The following is a 22309-nucleotide window of genomic DNA, read 5'->3' as shown; positions in this document are numbered from 1 at the left end:
ATGGTGCCCGCTGGATGACCAATGGTTGCAGGTGCGCTTCAGACCCTGACACAACACTCGGACAAACCTTGCCCAAGCGCTTCCCATTCGCAAAAGCCACGGCGGGCGATGAACACCAGGCGCATGCCGTCTGCCAAGGCGCCGGCCGCGGCCGGAGAGAACTGGCTACGACTGCCCACATGCTGCAACCAATGGGCACTTTCGCCCACCACGACCAGCCCCTTTACCCTGAACACATCGCTGGGCAGTGCCCGCAACCAGGCGCGCAGGCGCTCGACCTCCAGGCTGCCGGTGCTCTGCCAGAGCCAACTGCTGAACATCTCGCCGTGATCCTGCGCCGCAACCGGGGTGAGCCGATTTGCCGGTTTCGGTTCAGGGTTCCACCCCGGGTCCAGCCACAAGGCATCGGGCAGTTCGGCCTGTACGCTGGCATGTACCCGGGCGTTGGACCCCAGGGCGTTGCGCAGCGTCTGCAACTCGTCCACGCCGACCAGGTCGGTCTTGTTCAGCAGCAACAAGTCTGCCGCCGCCACCTGGGCCCTGGCCAACCGCGCGTACTCGCCGTCAAGGTGCAGATGGCCAGTGGCATCGACCACCGTGATAACCATGTCCAGTTGCAACTGGCTGCGCAATTGCGGATAGGCCAGGGTTTGCACGATGCGCTGGGGATCGGACACACCGCTGCATTCGATCACGATGCGCTCCAGGCGCGGTTGCATTTGTGCAAGGCTCGCCAGTTGCGCCAGCAGGTCTTCCTGTACCGTGCAGCAAATGCAGCCATTTTGCAGGCTGTACACGGCATCGGTAACTTCAGAGACGATGGCTGCGTCGATGTTCAACTCACCGAAGTCATTGACGATGACCGCCATTCGCCGCCCCTCTGCACGGCGCACCATGCGATTGAGCAAGGTGGTCTTGCCGGCACCGAGAAAGCCCGAAACCACCGTTACCGCGATCCGCTGCATATCCATCACGCCTTGCCCTCCAGCACCGGGGGTTCACCCTGCCATACGGCGTTCAACCCTGACGAGGCCAGGGTGGCGTGGCGATCGTAGACCAGCTGGCCTTCGACGAAGGTCAGCAGCACCTGCGTGCGGTGGATATAGTTGCGCGGCGCCTGGGCGAACAGGTCGCGGTCGATGACAATCAGATCCGCCGATTTGCCCACTTCAAGGCTACCGGTGCTGTTTTCAAGGCCCATGGCTAGCGCGCCATTGCGGGTCACGACGCTCAACGCCTGCTCCAGTTCGATCGGTTCGCCGAAACAGGCCGGGTCGTCGTTCCACGGGTTCTGCCGGGTCACCATGGTTTCCAGCGCCAGCCAGGGGTCGATCGAGGCCACCGGCCAATCGGTGCCCATGACCGCGGTACCGCCCGCCTCCAGCACCCCTTTGAAATCGTAGATGCGCTTGAGCCGTTCCTGGCCATAACCGGAGCGCGCGCCGCTGGCGAAGGGCGTCGGATACCAGGCTGCCGGCGAAAACTCGGCAATCACGTCCAGCGCCTTGAAACGTGGCAGGTTGCCGGGGTGCAGCAAGGTACTGTGCGCGCATTGGTGGCGTACACCGCTGAAACCGTTGCGAAGACGCGCCTGGGCCACGGCATCGAGGAACACATCGGAAGCGCCATCGCCGGTGCAGTGGGCAATGACGCGGATTCCCTGGCGGTCCATGTCCACCACCATGTCGGTGATGTGTTCGGGGGTCAGGTTGAGCTTGCCGCGCCAGCTCGACTCCTGTGGCCACGGCGTGAGCAGGTAGGAGGAACGGGGCTCCACGGTGCCGTCGAAGTGAAACTTCACCGCATTGACGTTGAGCCGGGCGCTGCGATAGTAGTGCCGTTCGCCGCTGAGCAGCTCCCAGCGCCGGCGCACCGGGAAGATGTCGTCCTGCCAACTGATCGCCGCTTCGATACGGACCGTCAGTTCGCCGCTGTCGTCCAGCTCCTTCAAGGCTTGCAGGCGCTGTTCGCAGACATGCACATACTTGCTCGCAGTCACCCCGCGCGAACTCTGGAAATGCACGCCATCGCGATAGGCGCGGCGCAGTACACTGACCGGCGTCGGCGGCATGGCGGCGTGGATCATCGCATAGGCGCCGTCGATCATCAGGCCGGTAGGCTCGCCCGTGAGTTCGTCGCGCTCCAGGTAGCCGTTGCGCGGGTCGCTGGTAGTGCGATCGATCCCGGCCAGCTCCAGCGCTCTGGAGTTGACCATCATGGTCCCCCACATGCGATCGAGCAGTGCCACCGGACGATCGGGCATGATGCTGTCGAGCCATTCCCGACCGGGTGTCAGCCCCGCCTCGCGGAAGGTGTAGCGCACCCAGTATTGCCCGTAGATCCAGCCATCGCCGGGGTGCGCATCGGCGTAGGCAAGGATCGCCTCGCGCAGTTGCCCGGGCGTCGGGTCTTCGATGCCGACATCCAGGTCGTCGCTATAGCGCGGCGCCAGGGCCAGGTCGGGGTGAGTGTGCATGTCATGCAGGCCCGGCATGCAGAAAGCCCCCTCCAGGTCATGGGACACGGTCTGCGGGCCCTGGAGTGGCTCAAGTTCGGCCAGCTTGCCGACCCCGATGAGCTTGCCGCCGCGGATCGCCACGGCTTCGGCCCAGGGCTGTGCCGGGTTCTGGGTGTAGATACGGCCATTGCCGAGGATCAGGTCGGCGTACTGCCCGGTGGCAGCATGGGTGGAGGTAAAGTTGTCAGACTCAGCCATGGAGGCCACCTTGAAATTCAGAACTGTAGGAAGGTCCAGCACGTTCGGCGCAGCGGGTACCGGGCAGTGATTCAGGCATCGTTGCGCCAGCTGTTACGGGGTGTTCGCAGGTTTCATTCAGGAAAGCCGAGGCGTCCATCTCCACCAGCACGGGTTCGCAACTGCCGGCCAGCTCGCCAAGCAATTGGCGCAGGCTTTCCAGGTTGCGCACCAGGCGGTGCGGGATATGGCAGCTTTGCGCGAGCGCCGCGAAGTCCGGAGTGAGAATGTCCACGCCCACTGGCGGTACCTGGCGAGCGCACATGTAATCGCGGATTTCGGCGTAGCACTGGTTGTTCCAAAGCAGCAGGATGAGGCCCAGGCCAGCCTCCCTGGCGACGATCAGTTCGGCACTGGAAAACTGCAGGCCGCCATCGCCCACCAGCGCCACGACCGGCCGCAGGGGCTGGGCCAGCTTGGCGCCGATGGCTGCGGGCAGCGCATAGCCAAGCGTTCCGTAGCCGGTGCCGGCGTTGAACCAACTGTTGGGCGTCGGCGCCCGATAGCCCAGGGCTCCCTGGTACACCGGCTGGGTCGAATCACCGACGATCAGTGGCGCCGCCAGGTGGTCACGCACGGTGTCGAGCACCGTCTGCAGGCAATTCTGTTTGGGTGTCCAGCTGCTGCGCTCGATGGCATTGACCTGCGCCACACGGGTACTGGCCCAGGCCCCATCGGCTTGCCGTTGCGCCAGGCCTTCGAGCAGCGCGCGAATGCCGTGATCGGCATCGCCCAGCAGCCCGATATCGGCTCGTTGCGCGCCGAGCACCTGCAACGGGTCAATATCCAGGCGGATCAGGGGAGCGCTGAACGCCAGCGGGCCCAGGCCAAAGAAGTCATAGTCGGTTTCGCCAAGCTCCGTGCCCACCGCCAGGACCACATCGGCTTGCTCGAACAACGCCCGGCCGTGGGCCGAGGACTGCACGCCATCGAGCAGCAAGGGGTGCTCTGGCGCCAGCAAGCCACGGGCATTGGTAGTCAGTGCCACCGGAGCCTGCAGACGCTCGGCCAACATCGCCAGGGATTCGCTCGCCCGACGTGCGCCGCCACCTGCCAGTATCAGTGGGTGTCTTGCCTGGTTGAGCAGCGCGATCGCCGCCTGCACCGCTGCAGCGGCTGGTGCGGGCGCTGCCGGCAAGGCACGCGGGCGAAGGTCCAGGGCATCGGCAGGCATGTCCAGCACGTCCAGCGGGATCTCGATATGCACCGGTCGTGGCCGCGTGCAGCCAAACAGCGCAAAGGCGCGCGCCAGCAGCTCCGGCAGTTCATCGGGACGTTGCAAGGTGTGACTGAAAGCACAGACCCCGGCGACCAGTGCTCGCTGGTCGGGCAATTCGTGCAGATGGCCGTGGCCCAACCGCAGATGCTCGCGCCGATTGGTGGTGGAGATGACCAGCATGGGCACCGAGTCGGCGTAGGCTTGGCCCATGGCGGTGAGGATGTTGGTCATGCCCGGGCCGGTGATGATGAAGCAGACTCCCGGCTTGCCACTGGCGCGGGCATAGCCGTCGGCCATGAAACCGGCGCCCTGCTCATGGCGTGGGCTGACATGCTTCAGACTGCTGCCATGCAAGCCGCGATAGAGTTCGACGGTATGCACGCCGGGTATGCCGAAAACGGTTTCAACACCATAACCTTCAAGCAACCGGACGAGCGCCTGGGCACAACTGGTCATGCAAGCACCTCTTTTACGATGGACCACCAAACGAAAAAACAGCTCACGGGCCAACTCCGACCCGCGACGAGTTGAGCTAGTATTGTTGAATCAACCGATACAACAATCGAATTTTTTTCGCTTGATTGTTCGATTAAACTCACCTCAAGACCACCTGCCCGGGATCATTTATGCGTTTTCCTTCAATGACAGCCCTGCGCGCCCTGGACGCGGTAGCCCGCCTTGGCAGCGTCTCGGTGGCGGCCAAAGAGTTGAGCCTGACCCGCAGCGCCATCAGCCACCAGATCAGCAAACTGGAAGAATGCGTCGGCTATGCCCTCACCGAGCGTATTGGCCGAGGGATCGGCCTGACCTACCAGGGCGAGCGCTATGCCCGTGAAGTACACAGGCTGCTGCTGAATTTGCAGGAAGCCGGCCATCTGCTCGATGACCAGAAGGTCTCGGGCCGGCTCTGCGTCAGTTGCGCCCCGGGGTTTGCCACCTATTGGCTGTGCCACCATATCGGCGGTTTCCTGCGCCAGTATCCACAGGTGCAATTGCAGCTGATTTCGCCCAAGACACCGGATGACACCAATAACCCCACTGTCGACCTGTTCATCGCCTACGGGATTGGTGACTGGCCGGAATTGCTGGTCGAGGAGATCGTCGCGCTGCGCTTCTTTCCGGTGTGCAGCCCACGCCTGATCAATTCACTGAGTGGCTTGAAGAGCCCACAGGAGTTGAACGGTTATCCCTTGCTGCACATGACCGACTACTCGGACTGGCGGGTCTGGCTGACGGCGGCCGGGGCCTCGCATGTCAACGCCGCGACCGGCATCCTGTTTTCCGACGCCCACTGCGCGCAGTCCGCCTGCATCGCAGGCCAGGGCATCGCCATCGGCGACAACCTGATCAGCGGCGACGCCTTGTCCCGGGGCCTGCTGGTACGCCCGTTCGACATCACCATCGATCTGCACCGCGGCTATTACCTGGTAGCCGACCCGCAAAAGACCGAGCGGCCGGTGGTTCAGGCGTTCAGCAATTGGGTGAAAAGCCAGCTGCAATCCTCTCATCACAGCTGGCAGGACGCGGTCTGATCCGGTCTCTTTTTTGTGCAAAAAAACTAAACAGTAAGGGCAAAATAATTCCATTGATGTAGCGATATTTTTAACAATAATGAGCCAAACGCCCATTCGGGTTACCCCAGGCCTGACCGTCACGGTGGCAACAAAAGAGGGACTCATTAGTGTCCAGTAGTTCAGCGATTCAGCTCAGTGCACAAGGTATCAGCCAGTATTACGGTCGTTTCGCTGCCTTGGACAACGTTAACCTGGACGTTCGCCAAGGGGAGTTCCTCACGCTGCTGGGCCCCTCGGGTTCAGGCAAGACCACCCTGCTGATGATCCTCGCGGGCTTTCTCAACCCCACCGCCGGCAAGCTGATGGAAAACGGCGTCGACATCATCAAGCGCTCGGCCGAAAAGCGTAACTACGGCATGGTGTTCCAGGGCTATGCTCTGTTCCCGCACATGAGCGTGGCGGACAATGTGGCCTACCCGTTGCGCATCCGTAAGGTCAACGCCCAGGAGCGCCAGCGCCGTGTCAAGCATATTCTCGAGGTGGTCGGCCTCGGCGCGCATATGCACAAGAAACCGTCAGAGCTTTCCGGTGGCCAGCAACAGCGGGTTGCCATCGCGCGCGCACTGGTGTTCGAACCGGACCTGCTGCTGCTCGACGAACCCCTGTCGGCGCTGGACAAGAACCTGCGTGAACAATTGCAGACCGAACTGCAGCGTATCCATCGCCAGGTCGGTACCAGCTTCGTTTTCGTGACCCATGACCAGGGCGAAGCGCTGGCGCTGTCGTCGCGCATCGCCATTTTCAATCATGGCCGCCTGGCCCAGGTCGATACCCCGCAAACCATCTACAACCAGCCCGATAACCGTTTCGTGGCCGAGTTTCTGGGCAAGATGAACCTCTTCCCCCTGGTCGACGTCATGCGCAACGGCTCGCATGCCAGCGGCCGTTGTGCCGACAGCCAGTTGCACGCCCTTGCCCCGCTGGCAATGGGCGCTCAACCGGTGGTATTGGCCGTGCGCCCCGAGCACATGAACCTGCACCGCGAACGGCCAACCCTTGAAGGCCACAACGTGATGCCGGCCCAGCTCATCGACAAGGTCTACCAGGGCGCCAGCACCCATCTGGCGCTCAAGGTCGGTGGCGATGCCCTGCCGCTCAACCTGTCGGTGCCCGGCAACCATCCCGGCGCCCTGATGAACAGTGGTGCAGCGGTCTGGTTGAGCTGGCCAGTGCAGCAGAGTTTCCTGCTGCAGGCCTGACAACGCCTCCCCTGCACGTATAGCAAAGCACTCTCCCATTACAACAAAAGGCCGTCATGCGCACAGACAGCGCACGCGACCAAACGAGGACTTGCCCATGAGCCTGGACCACCAACGCGACTGCATTGAAGTGCTTATCGAAAAAGCCCGCGGCGGGCAGATCAACCGACGCACCTTCCTCCAGGCCATGGGCCTGATGGCAGCGGTGCCACTGGCGCTGCGCAGTGGCATCAGCTGGTCGGCGGACAAACCGTTGGTGGTGGTCAACTGGGGTGGCGATGCGCTCAACGCCTTTCGCAGCGCCTGGACCGACAACTTCAGCAAAAGCACCGGCATACCGGTGCGCATCGACGGTGCAGGCCCTACCGAGGGTGCCGTCCGCTCACAACTGGCCAGTGGTCAGCCAAGCTGGGACGTGGTCGATGTCGAGAGTTATTCGGCGCTGGTCCTGGGCCGGGAAAAAATCCTGCAGCCGTTGGACTACAGCGTTATCAAGCGCGACCAGGTCGCCCCGGCGCTCTGCAGCGACCATGGTATTGCCAGCTATCAGTTCAGCTACGTGATGGCCTGGGACAGCGAAAAGTTTGGCGAGCAGGGCCCGAAAAACTGGGCCGATTTCTGGAACGTGGAGAAGTTTCCCGGCAAACGCACGATGTACAAGTGGATGAACGGGATGCTCGAGGCCGCCCTGCTGGCCGACGGCGTGCCTGCCGATCAGCTCTACCCGCTGGATGTCCCGCGTGCACTGAAGAAGATCGACGAAATCAAACCGCACGTATTGTCCTTCTGGAGCTCGGGTGCCGAGAGCCAGCAACTGATGATCGAAGGCGAAGTCTCGGTCGGTGCGATCTGGCACACCCGGGCCAAGCTATTGGCCGAAGACAGCGAAAATCGCGTGCGCTGGAGCTTTGACAACGGCTTTATCAATTCCAGCAGTTGGGCAGTCTTGCAGGGCAACCCTGCCGGCAGCGCGCCTGCCATGCAGTTCATCCAGCAGGCGTTGCAGCCTGAAGGCCAGCTCAAACTCTTCGAATTGCTCGGTAATGGGCCGTCCAACAGCGCCACTGAAAAATTGATGGACGCCGAGCAGCTGGCGGCCAACTGCGCATCGCCCGAGAACCTGAAAAAACAGATCGCCCTCAACGCCCAGTGGTACGCGGACAACTACGCAGGTGCGCTGGAACAGTATCTGACCCGCCTGTCCAAGTGAGCCTTTGACATGACCCAGACCATGACCTTGACCAAGCCCAGGCTCAGGACCGCAAGCGGCTCGCCTGCCCTGGAGCGCGGGCTGTTGCTGTTCCCGCTTCCGGTATTGCTGCTGGTCTTCTATGTGCTGCCGTTTCTGGGTGTGGTGGGCTGGAGTTTCACCCTGCCCGAGCCCGGCATCGAGCAATACCAGCGCATCGCCAGCGACCCGGCAATCCATGAAATGCTCTGGCGCACGCTGCGTCTGTGTCTCACGGTCAGTGGCCTGGCATTGTTGATTGGCTACCTGCTGGCTTACTGCTGGGTATTCAGCCCGCCGTTCTGGCAGCGCGTGGTAGAGATCTGCATCTTCATCCCGTTCTGGATTTCGGTGCTCGTGCGGGCTTTCGGCTGGTTGATCGCCCTGCGCAGCAACGGCCTGCTGAACGAGAGCCTGCAGGGCCTGGGGTTGATCGATCAGCCGCTGCAATTGAGCCGCAACGAGATCGGCGTGGTCATCGGCATGCTCCACGTGATGATCCCCTACGCCGTGTTCCCGCTGCTTTCGAGCATGCGTCAACTCGACCAGCGCATCCTCATGGCCTCGCGCGGCCTGGGTGCCGGTGCCCTGCGCACGTTCTGGCAAGTGCTGCTGCCACAGACGCTGCCGGGGTTACTGGGTGCCTTCATCATGGTCTTCGTTTTCTGCCTTGGCTTCTTCATCACCCCGGTGCTGTTGGGCGGCGGGCAAACGGTGATGATCGCCGAGTACGTTTTCCTGCAAATGTTCCAGACCAGCAACTGGGGCCTGGGGGCTGCGCTGAGCGTGGTGCTGCTGGCACTGGTCAGTGCATTGATCTGGGTGCTGATGCGCATTACCCGCGTCAATCGACTGGTAGGTTGAGATCATTATGAATACCCATCGCACAAGCCTGAGTACCCGTCTGCTCGCCGTGGTCGCCATGGCCTTCATGTTGTTCCCGCTGCTGACGGTCATCCCGGTGTCCTTCACCAGCAAGCGCTACCTGTCGATGCCCGAAGGCAACTGGTCGCTGCGTCACTACGAGGCCTTGCTGAGCAACCCGGACTGGTTCTCGAGCATCAGCCAGAGCCTGACCATCGCCGTGGCCACCAGCGTGATCGCAACCCTGCTCGCCGCCAGTTTCAGCCTGGGCATCTGGTACATGCGCTCACGCCTGGCGACCGCACTGATCGGCCTGGTGCTGCTACCCATGGCCATTCCTCCGGTCATCTCGGCGCTGGTGCTGTATTTCATGGAAACCAACCTGGGCCGTCATGCACCCGGTTTTGGCTATGACTCGCTGGCCGGGGTAGTGATTGCCCATGTGATCATGGTCGTACCTTACGGGGTGGTCACCATGCTGGTTGCGCTGAGCCAGATCGACCGCCGCATCGAACTGGCCTCGCGCAACCTGGGTGCCAGTCTGATGCAGACCACCTTCATGGTCATCCTGCCGAACCTGAAACTGGGTATCGCCTCCACTGCCCTGCTCAGCTTTGCGCTGTCCTGGGAAGAAGTGGCGGTGACCCTGTTCATCACCAGCGTCAACGTCGACACGCTGCCCAAACGGATCTGGAGCGGCTTGCGCGACAACGTCGACCCGAGCGTGGCGGCCATCTCGGTACTGCTGATTTCGATCACCCTGGCGATTTTGATCGCGCGCCTGGTGTTCCAGTATCTGGCTGACAAGCGTGCGCAGAAGCGACTGCATTCCTGATTTCCCCCTCGTTCCTCTCGTTCCCACGCTCTGCGTGGGAATGCCTCCGCAGACGCGCAGCAAAGTGACGCTGGAGCGTCAGGCATTGCATTCCCACGCAGAGAGGAACGAGGAAGTTTCTGCCCTTGCCGCCCCAGCTCAAAATGTCTTTTTAACCTTCGCCAGGAAAGTAAGCGGTACGCCCGCATCGTAATTCAGGTAATCATCCCGATTATCGTACTGGTAATTCTTTACCCTGCGACCTGTCGCAGTTCGCAGTATGAAGTGGCGCTCATTCGAACGCTCCCAGTCTTCACCGATCGGCTCGACCTTCCAGTAGGATTCCACCTCCGCCCGCTGGTACAGCCCCAAGTAACCATTACGGCTGACACCCAACTTCGCGCCTTGATAGCCCCCTGCTTTGCTTTCACAGAATATGTTGTAAAGGATTCGATCCTCTGCCTGCGCCAGATAATCAAAACGCAACGACACTGGCACGGATCGTTCACCACGTGTCGTCACCTGCAACCAGCCACTGACAGCGAAATCGAACTCTGTCAGGGGCACGCTGATACCGATTTTCCCTTCGATTCCCGGGGTGGTGGAATGCAGCGTTGCAATGAAAGACTTGCCTTCCGAACTTTTCACACTGAGCCTCCTGGCCTTGTACACAACCGATGTCGAACGAGATCGAGCTTAAAAGCCAGGCCCACCGGTTTGCAGCGTGCATACTTTCCTCATTCGTCGCCTGTACCCTGTCGGAGCTCCAACATGTTCGATAGCCAAATCAGCAATGCGCTGGAAACCCTCTGCCAGTCGATGGCAGCCGCGCCGTTCCTTGTCCTGACCGGCGCTGGCATCAGCACGCCTTCGGGTATTCCCGACTACCGCGACAACGACGGTGTACGTCGCGGCAGGGCTCCGATGATGTACCAGGAATTCCTCGGTACCCCGGCATCACGGCGCCGCTACTGGGCGCGGGCGATGCTCGGCTGGCCGCGTATCCGCCAGGCGCGGCCCAACGTCGCCCATCACGCCGTGTCGGCGCTGCAATCGCAACAGCGAATTACCGGGCTGATCACCCAGAACGTGGACACGCTGCATGACAAGGCCGGTAGCCAGGATGTGATCGAGCTGCATGGCAGCCTGCATCGGGTGCTGTGCCTCGATTGCGCCCAGCGCATCGATCGCGAAGCGGTGCAAAGCCTGATGGAAGCGCAAAACCCTTACCTGCTGGGCGTCGACGCCACCCTGGTGCCCGACGGCGATACCTTGCTCGCGCCGGCCTTCGAAGCGCGTTTCCAGGTGCCCCGTTGCCCCCATTGCGCCGGTGAACGGTTGAAGCCGGACGTGGTGTTTTTTGGCGATAATGTGGCCCAGGCCACTGCAGCCAAGGCCACCCGCTCGGTCGAACAAGCAGCCGGCTTGTTGGTGGTGGGCTCTTCGTTGATGGCGTATTCCGCGTTTCGCTTGTGCCGGATGATGGCTGAACAGCGCAAGCCGCTGTTTGCGATCAATCTGGGGAAGACTCGTGCTGATGACTTGATGGATTTGAAGATTGAGGCGTCGTGCGAGGAAGTGTTGCCGTGGTTGGTTGAACGTCTCTAACTCGTTCCCACGCTCTGCGTGGGAACGAGAGTAACGACTACACACCTTGTGGGAGCTTGCTTGCCAGCGATGAGGCCATTACGTTCACCCAACCTGCCCGACCGGCCGTGGCCGCAACCACCACCCCTGCTGCATCCCCGCCGCCGCCAGCAGGATCGCGATCACGCCCACCCATTGCACCATGTCCAGACGATGACCAAAGGCAAACCAGTCGACGAAAATCGCCGCAATCGGGTAGATGAACGACAACGCCCCGGTCAGCGCCGTCGGCAGTTTCTGTATGGCGCCGTACAGCAGCACATACATCACGCCGGTGTGAACGATACCCAGGGTCACCAACGAAGCCCAGGGCCCGGTCTGCTCAGGCATGGCCGAGAAGTTCGCCCAGGGAGCCAGCAGCAACACACCGGTGACCACCTGGATCAACGCAATCAGGTGCGGCGGCGTGCCGGTCAGGCGCTTGATGATCAACGCGGCGAAGGCATACAGCAGTGCAGCCCCGGCCGCCAGCGCGATACCGAGCAGGTACTCGCCACTGTTCTCACTCTGCCCGCCATGGGCGCTGACGATGGCCAGCATGCCGGCGAAGGCCACGGCCAGCCAGAACAACTTTTGCACGGTAATCTTTTCACCGAGAAACAGCGCCGCCAGCACCACCAGCATGAACGGCTGTACGTTGTAGACGGCTGTGCCGATGGCAATCGAGGCCCGCGAGTAGGAGGCGAACAGCAGTACCCAGTTACCGACAATCGCTACGCCGCTGAGCACTGCCAGGGCAAAGGTGGTGCGGGTCAGGATGCCCGGGCGCAGGAAGCCCATCGCCGCGCAGATCACCAGCAGGGTCACGGCGCCGAACAGGCAACGCCAGAACACCACATCCAATACTGGCTGCCCGGATACGAGGACGAACCAGCCAATGGTGCCGGAAATCAGCATGGCGGCAACCATTTCCAGCGAACCACGGCGTAGTGAGTTATTCATGATCGGTTCCTCCTTCTGAGGAACAAATTATGGCAATCCCAAGGTGGGCGCCGCCAGTCGCAGAAAAAGGTAAAAAAGCCGATCTACCTTTATGATCAAGGCAAATTGCAACAATCACCTGTCGAGACCGCCATGACTGACGAAATTGACCAACTGTTGATCAGCGCGCTGATGGAAGACTCGCGGCGCTCGCTCAAGGCGCTGGCGCAGATCAGCGGCCTGTCCTCGCCCAGCGTCGCCGAGCGCCTGCGCAAGCTCGAGGAACGCGGGGTACTCAAGGGCTATACCGTGGACGTCGATGCAAAAAGCTTCGGTTATCAGCTGCAGGCCATCGTCCGTATTCGCCCCCTGCCCGGCCAGTTGCAGGAGGTCGAGCGGCAGATCGTGGCCATCCCGGAGTTCACCGAGTGCGACAAGGTGACGGGCGATGATTGCTTCATCGCCCGCCTCCATGTCCGCTCCATGGAGCAGTTGGACACCCTGCTCGACCGGCTCAACGGCTACGCTGAAACCAACACCGCGATCGTCAAGAAGACCCCGGTGAAGCGACGACTGCCGCCGATGGCCTAGGGCGTGGGAACGAGATCCGAAACCACCGACAGCACCCACTCGGCAATGGGTGATAGCGGGGTTGCGCCAAGAGCAGGAAAAATCGGATACGCTGTGCAGCAGAACCTGGCCATGTAACACCAAGCCCATGCAAACCACCCTCGATCTGTTCGACTCGCTGCCGCCCGAACCACCCCGGGCGGTACAGATCGGCACCCACGCCTGGGTACTCAAGGGCTTCGCCCTGCCCTACGTCGAACAGCTGTTGCAGGCGCTGGCGACGATCGAAGCGCAAGCGCCGTTTCGGCAGATGATCACCCCGGGCGGTTTCACCATGTCGGTCGCCCTGACCAACTGCGGCGCGCTGGGCTGGACCACCGACCGGCGCGGTTATCGCTACGCAGCCAATGACCCCGAGAGCGGCCAGCCCTGGCCGGCCATGCCGGCTGTGTTCCTGCAACTGGCCTGCGCCGCCGCTGCCGCCGCAGGCTTTGCCGACTTTGTCCCGGACGCCTGCCTGATCAACCGCTATGTGCCGGGTGCACGTCTGTCACTGCACCAGGACAAGGACGAGCACAGTTACGATCATCCGATTGTCTCGGTGTCCCTGGGTATCCCCGCCGTCTTTCTGTTCGGCGGCCACACCCGTAGCGACAAGGCCCAACGCATTGGACTGATGCATGGCGACATCGTGGTCTGGGGTGGTGAAGACCGCTTGCGCTATCACGGCGTGCTGCCACTCAAGCCCGCCGAGCATCCGCTGCTCGGGGCCCGGCGTATCAATTTCACCTTTCGCAAGGCCGGCTGAAATGACCGCAACCTTTACCGCCGCCACGACCTTCCTGGCTTCGCTCGATGAGCACTGGGCCGGCCTGATTGAACAGGTCGGGCCATGCACCCACGAGCCAAAGCCGGCGCGCGAGCCCTATGAAGCGCTGATCCGCGCCATCGCCTACCAGCAACTGCACGCCGGCGCCGGCCCGTTGAAGTGGGGCCAGCACCGGCGCACAATCGAATTTGACCGCAAGACCCGGAGTTTCCTCGACCAGTGGCCGATCTAAGCTGAGCCCTACTGATCGCGCCACAGGGTAGAACGCCATGAAAGCCCCCTCTCCTGCTTCGAGCAAAACCACCGTTTGCGCGTCCGACCCACGTTGGCAGGCAGTTCTGGCCCGTGATCCGGCGGCGGACCATGCATTCGTCTATGCGGTCAAGACCACTGGGGTGTATTGCCGGGCCAGCAGCCCGTCGCGGTTGCCGAAACTCGAGAACGTCGAATTCTTCGATACCGCCGAACAAGCCGAAGCCGCCGGCTACCGCCCGAGCAAACGCGCCGCTGCCGACCAGACCCGTGTCGCCGAACAGCACGCCAGCCTGGTGACCCGGGCCTGCCAAATCATCGAGCACGCCGACGAGCAGCCCGATCTGAACACCCTGGCCGAGCAGATCGGCATGAGCCCCTTCCATTTTCACCGGGTGTTCAAGGCCACCACCGGCCTGACCCCCAAGGCCTACGCGTCTTCGCACCGTGCCCGCAGGATGCGCGATCAACTCGGGCGTGCAGGCTCGGTCACCGATGCGTTGTACGAAGCGGGCTTCAACTCCAACAGCCGCTTCTATGAAACCAGCGACAGCGTACTGGGCATGAAGCCTGGCCAGTACCGTGCCGGCGGGGCCAATACCGATATCCGCTTTGCTGTCGGGGAGTGTTCGCTGGGAGCGATCCTGGTTGCCCAAAGCGCTCGCGGGATTTGTGCCATCCTGCTGGGCGAAGATCCCGATGCATTGGTGCGCGATCTGCAGGACAAGTTCCCGCGGGCCAACTTCATCGGCGCCGACCCGGACTTTGAACAATTGATCGCGAAGGTGGTGGGCTTTATCGAAGCGCCGGCCATTGGCCTGGACTTGCCGCTGGATGTGCGCGGCACGGCGTTTCAGGAGCGGGTCTGGCAGGCCTTGCGTACGATTCCGGTGGGTTCGACAGCCAGCTACAGCGAGATAGCCCGGATGATCGGTGCGCCGAAGTCGTTTCGTGCGGTGGCCCAGGCCTGTGGGGCCAACAGCATTGCGGTGGCGATTCCTTGCCATCGGGTGGTGCGCAGCGATGGGGATTTGTCCGGGTATCGATGGGGGGTGGAGCGTAAGCGGCAGTTGTTGGAGCGGGAGGGGAAATGATGTGACCGCGTCGTCTGCATCGCGGGCAAGCGCAACGTTTCGATGCACGTCACCTGAAATGACCGGGTGAATTTTCCGCGCCAACCCGGTCAGATACTGAAAGCCATTGCGAGTGCCAGGCCATGCAACCGCTACGGATCGCAACCTTCAACGTCAACGGTATCCGCGCCCACCTGCCCAACCTGCTGGAATGGCTGGATCGCGAGCACCCCGACATCGTCTGCCTGCAAGAACTCAAGGCCCTGGACAAAGCCTTCCCGATCGGCGAATTCGAAGCCGCAGGCTACGGCGCCATCTGGCATGGCCAGGCTTCCTGGAATGGCGTGGCGATTCTTGGCAGGGACGCGAAACCTTTGGAAATCCGCCGCGGCCTGCCTGGCGACCCGGACGACAGCCACAGCCGCTACCTGGAAGCGGCCGTGCATGGCGTGATCGTCGGCTGCCTCTACCTGCCCAACGGCAACCCGCAACCGGGGCCGAAATTCGACTACAAGCTGGCCTGGTTCGAGCGCCTGATCAGCCATGCCCAAGGGTTGCTCGGCGATCAGCATCCGGTGGTGCTGGCCGGCGACTACAACGTCGTGCCCACCGACCAGGACATCTACAACCCGCGCTCCTGGCTCAAGGACGCATTGCTGCAGCCCGAGAGCCGCGAATGCTACCAACGCTTGCTGGCCCAGGGCTGGACCGATGCCTTGCGGGCCATCTACCCCACTGAACGCATCTACACCCTCTGGGATTACTTTCGCCAGCACTGGCAAAAGAACTCAGGCCTGCGCATCGATCATCTCCTGCTCAACCCGCCCCTGGCCGAACACCTGAAAAACGCGGGCGTTGATGCCTGGGTCCGCAACGAGCCCCATGCAAGCGACCATGCGCCGACCTGGATCGAGCTTGATCTGCCTGCTGATGCCTGAGTGGCTCAAGGCTCGGCAAACGGCAGCGGCGCATCCGTATAGCGGCGCACGGCGAACACGTTGAGTGTCATGGCCACCAGCGCGTAATAGCCGAAGACGCCTACCAACTCGACCACCGCCGGTTCGCCAAAGGCTTCCACAGCTTGCCGATACAGCGCATCGTCGACCCGACGCTGGCGATACAACGACTCCCCCAAGCGGTAAATCAAGCGTTCGTCTTCGTGTTCGAATTCAGGGGTGGCCTGCCGGCGCAACGCCTCGATGACAGCGTCCGAAACCCCGGCCTGGCGGGCTATCGGCTCATGAATCTGCCACTCGGCCTGGGACTGCCACCAGGCTGCGGTGAACAGGATCGCCAGTTCGCTCAGGCGCAATTCCAGGCGCGTGCCATAGCGACAGAATGCGCCAAGGCGTTGGGCATGGTCAGCCAGTTGCGGGCTATGGATCCAGGCCAGGAACGGGCCGTCCAGGTTGCCTCGCGGGCCACTGAGAATGTCCTTGAGGACGGCGCGCTGGGCATCGTCCATCTGCGCTTCGGTCAAGGCGCTCAGGCGCGATTGAATAGTCATGTCAGCGGGTCCTTAAAGGGTCTTGAGCGTGCTGTTCAGCGCGTTCAGCAGTTTGTCGGCAATTTCATCCAGATGGGTTTCATCGAGGATGAAAGGCGGCGCCAGGAGGATATGGTCACCGTATTGGCCGTCCACCGTGCCGCCCATCGGATAGCACATCAGGCCCTCGGCCATGGCTGCTCTCTTGAGCCTCGCATGCACTTTCAATGACGGATCGAACGGGGCTTTCGTGTCCCGATCGGCCACCAGCTCAATCCCTTGGAACAGCCCCCGGCCACGAATATCGCCGACATGTCGATGCGTGCCCAGGGCGTCGATCAGGCGCGCCTGCAAACCGGCTCCCAGGGTCTCGACCCGAGCCAGCAAACCACGCGACTCGATGGCTTTCTGCACCGCCAGCGCGGCGGCACAGGCAGTGGCATGGCCGATATAGGTATGCCCGTGCTGGAAGAACCCGGAACCATTGGCGATGGCATCGCGGATCTTCTTGCTGACCAGCGTCGCGCCGATGGGCTGATAGCCTGCCCCCAGGCCCTTGGCAATGGTGACGAGGTCGGCGGTGATGCCTTCCTGCTCGGCGGCGAACAGCGTACCGGTGCGGCCCATGCCGCACATCACTTCATCGAGGATCAACAATACGCCGTGACGGTCGCAGACTTCACGGATGCGCTTGAAATAACCCGGAACCGCAGTGACCGCCCCCAGGGTAGCACCCACCACCGGCTCGGCAACGAACGCCATCACGTTCTCGCTGCCCAGGTACAGTATCTCTGCTTCAAGCTCGGCAGCCAGGCGCACGCCCATCGCCTCGGGGGTTTCCCCGGCGTGTTGTTCGCGGTAGGCGTAGCACGGGCTGACATGGCTGACACCAATGAGCAGCGGTTCGAACTGGCGGCGGCGCCATTCGTTGCCGCCGGTGGCCAGCGCGCCGAGCGTGTTGCCGTGATAACTCTGACGACGGGCAATCAAATGCTTGCGCTGTGGCTGGCCGATCTCGATGAAGTATTGGCGTGCCAGCTTCAATGCCGCTTCGATGGCCTCCGAGCCACCGGAGACGAAATACACCGATTCAAGGCCTTCAGGCGCCCTGGCGATGAGGAAATCGGCCAGTTCCTCCATCACCTCGGTGGTGAAGAAGGAGGTATGCGCATAGGCCAGTTGCCCGACCTGCTGGCGTATCGCTTCGATCACCTGCGGGTCGCTGTGCCCAAGGCACGACACGGCGGCGCCGCCGCTCGCATCCAGGTAGCGCCGACCCTCGCTGTCGATCAAGTAGGGGCCATCGCCTTTGACGGCCGTTGGGTAGCTTTGCGTGAGGCTGCGATGAAAGACGTGGCTCATGATCCCCTCCAGGGTTGGTTTGCAAATAATAAATGCACCTGTTCATTTTGCAATTATTTTTTGCATGATGAATTTGCCTGAAGACTCACCATTACCGCGCCTTGCCGACAAAACCCCAATAAAAAGGCGATAAAGACCTTTTGGACACACACCCATAAACGCAAATTAATATTGCATTTAGTTTTTCTGCATGTATATTTTGCACCAGAGCATTCGTTTCGTGCGCCTCCTCTTTCAGGTGGCTAGCCGGGCCAAACACAACAAGAACAGACGAGCCGGCCTACCCGGCCGCTCAAAAAATTGACTGCCGCTATCCCAACTGCTCTGCCTACCGGAGCCTGTATCCCCCTGAAGAGGAAATACCGATGAAGAAATTCCTGAAGGCCTCGCTGGCTGCCATGGCACTGGTCGCCGCATCGGGCACTTTTGCCGCCGGCAAGGAACTGCTGGTGGCGACCGACACGGCGTTCGTTCCCTTCGAGTTCAAGCAAGGCAACGAGTACGTCGGTTTCGACATCGATCTCTGGGCGGCCATCGCCAAGGAGATGGGTGTGACCTACAAGCTCAAACCCATGGATTTCAACGGCATCATCCCGGCCCTGCAAACCCGCAACGTCGACCTGGCCCTGGCCGGTATCACCATCAAGGAAGAGCGCAAGCAAGCCATTGACTTCTCCGATGGCTATTACGACAGCGGCTTTTTGCTGATGGTCAAGAGCGACAACGACAGCATCAAGGGCGAGGCCGATATCGCCGGCAAGACCCTGGCGGTCAAGAGCGGCACTTCCTCGGCAGACTACGCCAAGGCCAATCTCAAGGCCCAGGACCTGCGCCAGTTTCCGAACATCGACAACGCCTACCTGGAACTGCGTACCGGCCGGGTCGATGCCGCCATGCACGACACCCCTAACGTCCTCTACTACATCAAGACCGCCGGCGAAGGCCAGGTCAAGGCTGTGGGCCAGCAAATGATGGCGCAGCAATACGGCATCGCTTTCCCCAAGGGCAGTGAGTTGCGCGAACAGGTCAATGCGGCGCTCAAGACGATCCGCGCAAACGGTACCTACGCGCAGATCTACCAGAAGTGGTTCGGCACCGAGCCGCAATAAACCCTGTCTTCCACTCGAAAAGAGAATGCATGCATGCACTTCCAATGGAACGCCATCTGGGATGCGCTGCCGGTCTTGCTTGAAGGCGCCAGGCTCACCCTGTGGATCTCGATCCTGGGCCTTATCGGTGGCGCCATCATCGGCGTGGTCGCGGGTTTCGCCCGCGCCTACGGCGGTTTCATCAGCAGCCGACTCGCGCTGGTCTTCATCGAACTGATCCGTGGCACACCAATCATGGTGCAGGTCATGTTCATTTACTTCGCCCTGCCGCTGATGATTCCCGTGCGTATCGATCCGTTCAGCGCCGCGGTCGTCACCATCATGCTCAACTCCGGGGCCTATATCGCCGAGATCACCCGTGGCGCGGTGCTGTCGATCAACCGGGGCTTTCGCGAGGCGGGCCTTGCCCTTGGCCTGTCGAAACGCGACACCTTGCGCTATGTCATCGCGCCCCTGGCATTCCGCCGGATGATCCCGGCCCTGGGCAACCAGTGGATTGTCAGCATCAAGGACACTTCGCTGTTCATCGTCATCGGCGTTGCCGAACTGACGCGTCAGGGCCAGGAAGTCATTGCCGGTAATTTCCGGGCGATGGAGATCTGGTCGGCGGTGGCCATCATTTATCTGTTCATCACCCTGGTACTGAGCTACACCCTGCGGCGCATGGAAACGAGGTTGAAAATCCTATGATCGAATTCAAGAATGTCGACAAGCATTTCGGCAGCACCAAGGTGCTGCACAATATCGATCTGAAGATTGCCAGCGGCGAAGTGGTGGTCATCATCGGTCCCTCGGGCTCGGGCAAATCGACGCTGCTGCGCTGCATCAACAAGCTCGAAGAAATCACCAGCGGGCAATTGATCGTCGACGGCTTGATGGTCAACGACCCCAAGGTCGATGAGCGTCTGATCCGCCAGGAGGCCGGCATGGTCTTCCAGCAGTTCCACCTGTTTCCGCAGATGACCGCACTGCAAAACGTCGCCTTTGGCCCGATCCGGGTACGCGGCAGCACCCGCAAGGATGCCGAAATCCTGGCCGCGCAATTGCTGGCCAAGGTCGGCCTGGCCGATCGCGCCGGCCACTACCCTTCCGAGCTGTCGGGCGGGCAGCAGCAACGGGTGGCCATCGCCCGGGCCCTGGCGGTCAAGCCGAAAATGATGCTGTTCGATGAGCCCACCTCGGCGCTCGACCCGGAGCTGCGCCATGAAGTGCTCACCGTCATGAAGGCACTGGCCGAGGAAGGCATGACCATGGTGATCGTGACCCACGAAGTGGACTTTGCGCGTAAGGTCGCCACCCGGCTGATCTTCATCGACAAGGGCCGCATCGCCGAAGACGGCCCGCCCGCCGAGCTGATCGCCAATCCGCCCAGTGCACGCCTGCGTGAATTTCTCCAACACGTTTCCTGAGGTAGCCTGATGACCTTGTCAAATATCCAACTGGCCGGCAGCGCCGAGGCCATCGGCCACGGCCTGGGCGTCTTCGGCCGCGAGGCGGTGCTCAGGCACTTGCGCCCCCTGCCCCTCTGGCAACACCTGGCTTCGCTGGCACACACCCCAGGCGCCTTGCTGATGCGCGATACGGTACGCGCCGAGTTCCCGCGCTACTGGCAGGAAATCGAAGGCCTGGCAGCCGGCTTGCAGTTGCCGGTCGCGGAAGTCTTCATGTGGAACTGTCGGGGCGACTACGTCTACAGCCAGAGCGTCGATGGCTGCACCACGGTCTTCAGCCCAGTGCCGGGCGGCACGCTGATTGCCCATAACGAGGACGGTTTCCCGCAACTACGCGGCTACTGCGCAATCCTCGAGGCCAGGCCGGACGCAGGGCTGGCCTTCACCAGCTTCGTCTATCCCGGTTCGATTCCCGGCCATACCTTTGCGGTGAACGAGCGGGGGCTGGTGGCGACCGTCAATAATATCCGCCCGGCTGAAATTCCCCGCGGCATCCCCCGGCAAGTGCTCGGGCGCGCCACGCTCGACGCCACCAGCATTGACGAGGCGATTGCCGTGGTCACCCGCAAGGACCGCGCCGGGGCCTTTCATCATGCCTTCGGCCAGGCTGGCAGCCGTCGCCTGGTCAGTGTCGAAGCCAGCGCCCAAGCCAGCAGCGTCACGGCAATCGAGCAACCGGCCGGGCACTCGAACCATCTGATTTCGCCGTCGCTCAGCCAGGTACGACAGCGCATCACCGCGAGCTCCGGTGCCAGGCAGCAATGCGTCGACCAACGCCTGCAAGCCTTGAAGGCCGACTTCAGTGCCGATGCCGCGCTGAGCATCCTGCGCGATACCTCTGGCGGCGGGCTGCCGGTCTACCGCAGCGCCGTGGACGATCCAGACGATGAAAACACTTTGGCCACCGCGCTCTTCTTGATTGGCCCTGGCGCGGTAGAATGGCAAGTTCACGCTCGCCAGACGATCGATCGCCCGGACGCACATGGCATCGTGTCGATACCCCAATAGCCAACGGATGACCTCATGACCCAAGCCCCGGCAGCATTGCCCGACACCGTGACCGGCCTCAAGCAGCTGCTCGACGTCATCGAGCGACGCGAGGTCGACATCGCCCTGGGCAGCAGCTCACGGCGTGTGCTGATGGCGCTGCTGGAGTCACCGCAACGGGCAGCAGTGTCGTCGATCAGCGAACTGGCCGAGCAATTGGACGTCAACGCCTCGACCCTGTCACGCCTGGCGCAGCGCCTGGGCTATGGCGGCTTCAGCAAACTGCAGGACGTGTTTCGCCGGGAGATCACCGAAGGCAAGCACTTCTACAGTGACCAGGCTTCGCGGCTGGTGGTCAATGCCGGGGACGCGGACAGCCTCAACCAGCTCACGCGCCTGGGCCGCCAGGAAAGCGCGAACATCGCCAGCATGATCGAACAGGTGGAGCCTGCGGTGTTTGTCCAGGCCGTCGAGTTGCTGGCCAGCGCCCACCGCGTCAGGATCCACGGCATGCGCCAATTCAATTCGCTGGCGCTGTTCATGTCCTATGGGCTGGGCATGCTGCGCCCGGACGTCTCGGCGCTGGATTCCAGCCGCCAGGGCGTGGCAGATGCCCTGGCACAACTCGAAGAGAGCGACGTACTGGTGGTGTCCAGTTGCTTTCCGTACACCCCCAGTGTCCTGGCCACGGCCGAAGTGGCTGCGCGCCACGGGATCAAGGTGATCGCCCTGACCGATTCGGCCAGCTCACCGTTGGCCAAGGTCGCGCTGCACAGTTTCTATGTGCCGAACCACAGTTTGTTCTTCAGCAATAGCATGTGTGCGTTCATGCTGCTGGCGCAGGGGTTGTTGAGTGCGGTGGCTGCCAAGCTCGGGGAAGCGGCGGTTTCGGCGCTCAAGCATCGTGAGGCGTTGATTGATGAGTTGAATGCTTCGTTGTGATTTTTCGGGTAGACCGCGATGGGCTGC

At 61.9% G+C, this 22309-nt stretch carries 22 protein-coding genes and 1 pseudogene; 16 read left to right on the top strand and 7 right to left on the bottom strand.

Annotation, left to right across the window (positions count from 1 at the left end; all coding sequences use genetic code 11):
* Positions 1-38: 38 nt before the first annotated feature.
* From NVV94_RS11205 to NVV94_RS11195, 3 genes are read right to left on the bottom strand one after another with little or no spacing between them, the layout of a single operon-like run.
* Positions 39-971: a GTP-binding protein gene (locus tag NVV94_RS11205; protein ID WP_258447669.1), complete on the bottom strand. Its 933-nt coding sequence runs from the start codon at positions 969-971 to the stop codon at positions 39-41.
* A complete protein-coding gene (locus NVV94_RS11200; RefSeq protein WP_258447211.1) occupies positions 971-2716 on the bottom strand; it encodes an amidohydrolase in 1746 nt (581 codons plus the stop codon). Before NVV94_RS11200 ends, NVV94_RS11205 begins: the two co-directional genes overlap by 1 nt.
* Positions 2709-4430, bottom strand: coding sequence for a 5-guanidino-2-oxopentanoate decarboxylase (locus NVV94_RS11195; RefSeq protein ID WP_258447210.1), 1722 nt, complete (start codon positions 4428-4430; stop codon positions 2709-2711). Before NVV94_RS11195 ends, NVV94_RS11200 begins: the two co-directional genes overlap by 8 nt.
* A gap of 170 nt (positions 4431-4600) precedes the next feature.
* On the opposite strand from NVV94_RS11195, the gene NVV94_RS11190 reads away from it, so the two are divergent.
* The 5 genes from NVV94_RS11190 to NVV94_RS11170 all read left to right on the top strand — a co-directional run bounded on the left by NVV94_RS11190 (position 4601) and on the right by NVV94_RS11170 (position 9674).
* The gene (locus NVV94_RS11190; protein WP_258447209.1) at positions 4601-5506 is read left to right on the top strand and encodes a LysR substrate-binding domain-containing protein; all 906 of its coding nucleotides are present in this window, start codon (positions 4601-4603) and stop codon (positions 5504-5506) included.
* A gap of 149 nt (positions 5507-5655) precedes the next feature.
* Positions 5656-6747 (top strand): ABC transporter ATP-binding protein, encoded by a 1092-nt coding sequence (locus tag NVV94_RS11185; protein WP_258447208.1) that lies wholly within the window; start codon positions 5656-5658, stop codon positions 6745-6747.
* 97 nt (positions 6748-6844) lie between these two features.
* A complete protein-coding gene (locus tag NVV94_RS11180) occupies positions 6845-7957 on the top strand; it encodes an ABC transporter substrate-binding protein (RefSeq protein WP_258447207.1) in 1113 nt (370 codons plus the stop codon).
* A gap of 9 nt (positions 7958-7966) precedes the next feature.
* The gene (locus NVV94_RS11175; protein WP_258447206.1) at positions 7967-8839 is read left to right on the top strand and encodes an ABC transporter permease; all 873 of its coding nucleotides are present in this window, start codon (positions 7967-7969) and stop codon (positions 8837-8839) included.
* Positions 8840-8846: 7 nt separating this feature from the next.
* Positions 8847-9674: an ABC transporter permease gene (locus NVV94_RS11170; RefSeq protein WP_258447205.1), complete on the top strand. Its 828-nt coding sequence runs from the start codon at positions 8847-8849 to the stop codon at positions 9672-9674.
* A 138-nt stretch (positions 9675-9812) separates the two neighbouring features.
* Here NVV94_RS11170 and NVV94_RS11165 read toward each other — a convergent pair whose 3' ends face one another.
* Entirely contained in the window at positions 9813-10301 is a 489-nt protein-coding gene (locus NVV94_RS11165; protein ID WP_258447204.1) for a hypothetical protein, read from the bottom strand.
* Between the two features lie 123 nt (positions 10302-10424).
* On the opposite strand from NVV94_RS11165, the gene NVV94_RS11160 reads away from it, so the two are divergent.
* A complete protein-coding gene (locus NVV94_RS11160) occupies positions 10425-11261 on the top strand; it encodes an NAD-dependent protein deacetylase (RefSeq protein WP_258447203.1) in 837 nt (278 codons plus the stop codon).
* Positions 11262-11345: 84 nt separating this feature from the next.
* Here NVV94_RS11160 and NVV94_RS11155 read toward each other — a convergent pair whose 3' ends face one another.
* Positions 11346-12242: a DMT family transporter gene (locus tag NVV94_RS11155; RefSeq protein WP_258447202.1), complete on the bottom strand. Its 897-nt coding sequence runs from the start codon at positions 12240-12242 to the stop codon at positions 11346-11348.
* Between the two features lie 132 nt (positions 12243-12374).
* Between NVV94_RS11155 and NVV94_RS11150 the strand changes: the two genes are divergently transcribed.
* The 5 genes and pseudogenes from NVV94_RS11150 to NVV94_RS11130 all read left to right on the top strand — a co-directional run bounded on the left by NVV94_RS11150 (position 12375) and on the right by NVV94_RS11130 (position 15883).
* Positions 12375-12812, top strand: coding sequence for an Lrp/AsnC family transcriptional regulator (locus tag NVV94_RS11150; protein WP_258447201.1), 438 nt, complete (start codon positions 12375-12377; stop codon positions 12810-12812).
* 127 nt (positions 12813-12939) lie between these two features.
* Positions 12940-13599 (top strand): DNA oxidative demethylase AlkB, encoded by a 660-nt coding sequence (gene alkB / locus NVV94_RS11145; protein WP_258447200.1) that lies wholly within the window; start codon positions 12940-12942, stop codon positions 13597-13599.
* 1 nt (position 13600) lies between these two features.
* A pseudogene (locus NVV94_RS11140) lies at positions 13601-13771 on the top strand (DNA-3-methyladenine glycosylase 2 family protein); the annotation flags it as partial.
* Positions 13772-13889: 118 nt separating this feature from the next.
* A complete protein-coding gene (ada, locus tag NVV94_RS11135; protein ID WP_258447199.1) occupies positions 13890-14966 on the top strand; it encodes a bifunctional DNA-binding transcriptional regulator/O6-methylguanine-DNA methyltransferase Ada in 1077 nt (358 codons plus the stop codon).
* A 122-nt stretch (positions 14967-15088) separates the two neighbouring features.
* Positions 15089-15883, top strand: a complete 795-nt coding sequence (locus NVV94_RS11130; protein ID WP_258447198.1) for an exodeoxyribonuclease III — start codon at positions 15089-15091, stop codon at positions 15881-15883.
* A 5-nt stretch (positions 15884-15888) separates the two neighbouring features.
* On the opposite strand, the gene NVV94_RS11125 is transcribed toward NVV94_RS11130, so the two are convergent.
* Both NVV94_RS11125 and NVV94_RS11120 read right to left on the bottom strand, forming a co-directional pair.
* A complete protein-coding gene (locus NVV94_RS11125) occupies positions 15889-16452 on the bottom strand; it encodes a carboxymuconolactone decarboxylase family protein (RefSeq protein ID WP_258447197.1) in 564 nt (187 codons plus the stop codon).
* 12 nt (positions 16453-16464) lie between these two features.
* Positions 16465-17793 carry an aspartate aminotransferase family protein gene (locus NVV94_RS11120; protein ID WP_258447196.1) on the bottom strand — a complete coding sequence of 443 codons (1329 nt, stop codon included), beginning with the start codon at positions 17791-17793 and terminating at the stop codon, positions 16465-16467.
* Positions 17794-18158: 365 nt separating this feature from the next.
* Here NVV94_RS11120 and glnH point away from each other — a divergent pair, with 365 nt between their 5' ends.
* Genes glnH through NVV94_RS11095 form a run of 5 tightly spaced genes read left to right on the top strand, consistent with a single transcriptional unit; the run spans position 18159 to position 22282 of the window.
* Complete coding sequence (glnH, locus tag NVV94_RS11115; RefSeq protein ID WP_258447195.1) at positions 18159-18902, top strand: glutamine ABC transporter substrate-binding protein GlnH; 744 nt, start codon at positions 18159-18161, stop codon at positions 18900-18902.
* Positions 18903-18935: 33 nt separating this feature from the next.
* Positions 18936-19592, top strand: coding sequence for a glutamine ABC transporter permease GlnP (glnP, locus tag NVV94_RS11110; RefSeq protein ID WP_258447194.1), 657 nt, complete (start codon positions 18936-18938; stop codon positions 19590-19592).
* Positions 19589-20311: a glutamine ABC transporter ATP-binding protein GlnQ gene (gene glnQ, locus NVV94_RS11105; protein ID WP_258447193.1), complete on the top strand. Its 723-nt coding sequence runs from the start codon at positions 19589-19591 to the stop codon at positions 20309-20311. The genes glnP and glnQ overlap by 4 nt, the downstream gene beginning before the upstream one ends.
* Before the next feature lie 9 nt (positions 20312-20320).
* Positions 20321-21361: a C45 family peptidase gene (locus NVV94_RS11100; protein WP_258447192.1), complete on the top strand. Its 1041-nt coding sequence runs from the start codon at positions 20321-20323 to the stop codon at positions 21359-21361.
* A gap of 15 nt (positions 21362-21376) precedes the next feature.
* The gene (locus NVV94_RS11095) at positions 21377-22282 is read left to right on the top strand and encodes a MurR/RpiR family transcriptional regulator (protein ID WP_258447191.1); all 906 of its coding nucleotides are present in this window, start codon (positions 21377-21379) and stop codon (positions 22280-22282) included.
* The last annotated feature ends 27 nt before the right edge of the window (positions 22283-22309 follow it).

The sequence above is a fragment of the Pseudomonas sp. LS1212 genome (assembly GCF_024741815.1).
In the GTDB taxonomy this organism is placed as follows: Bacteria; Pseudomonadota; Gammaproteobacteria; order Pseudomonadales; family Pseudomonadaceae; genus Aquipseudomonas.
This window is presented reverse-complemented; position numbering and strand designations above follow the sequence as displayed.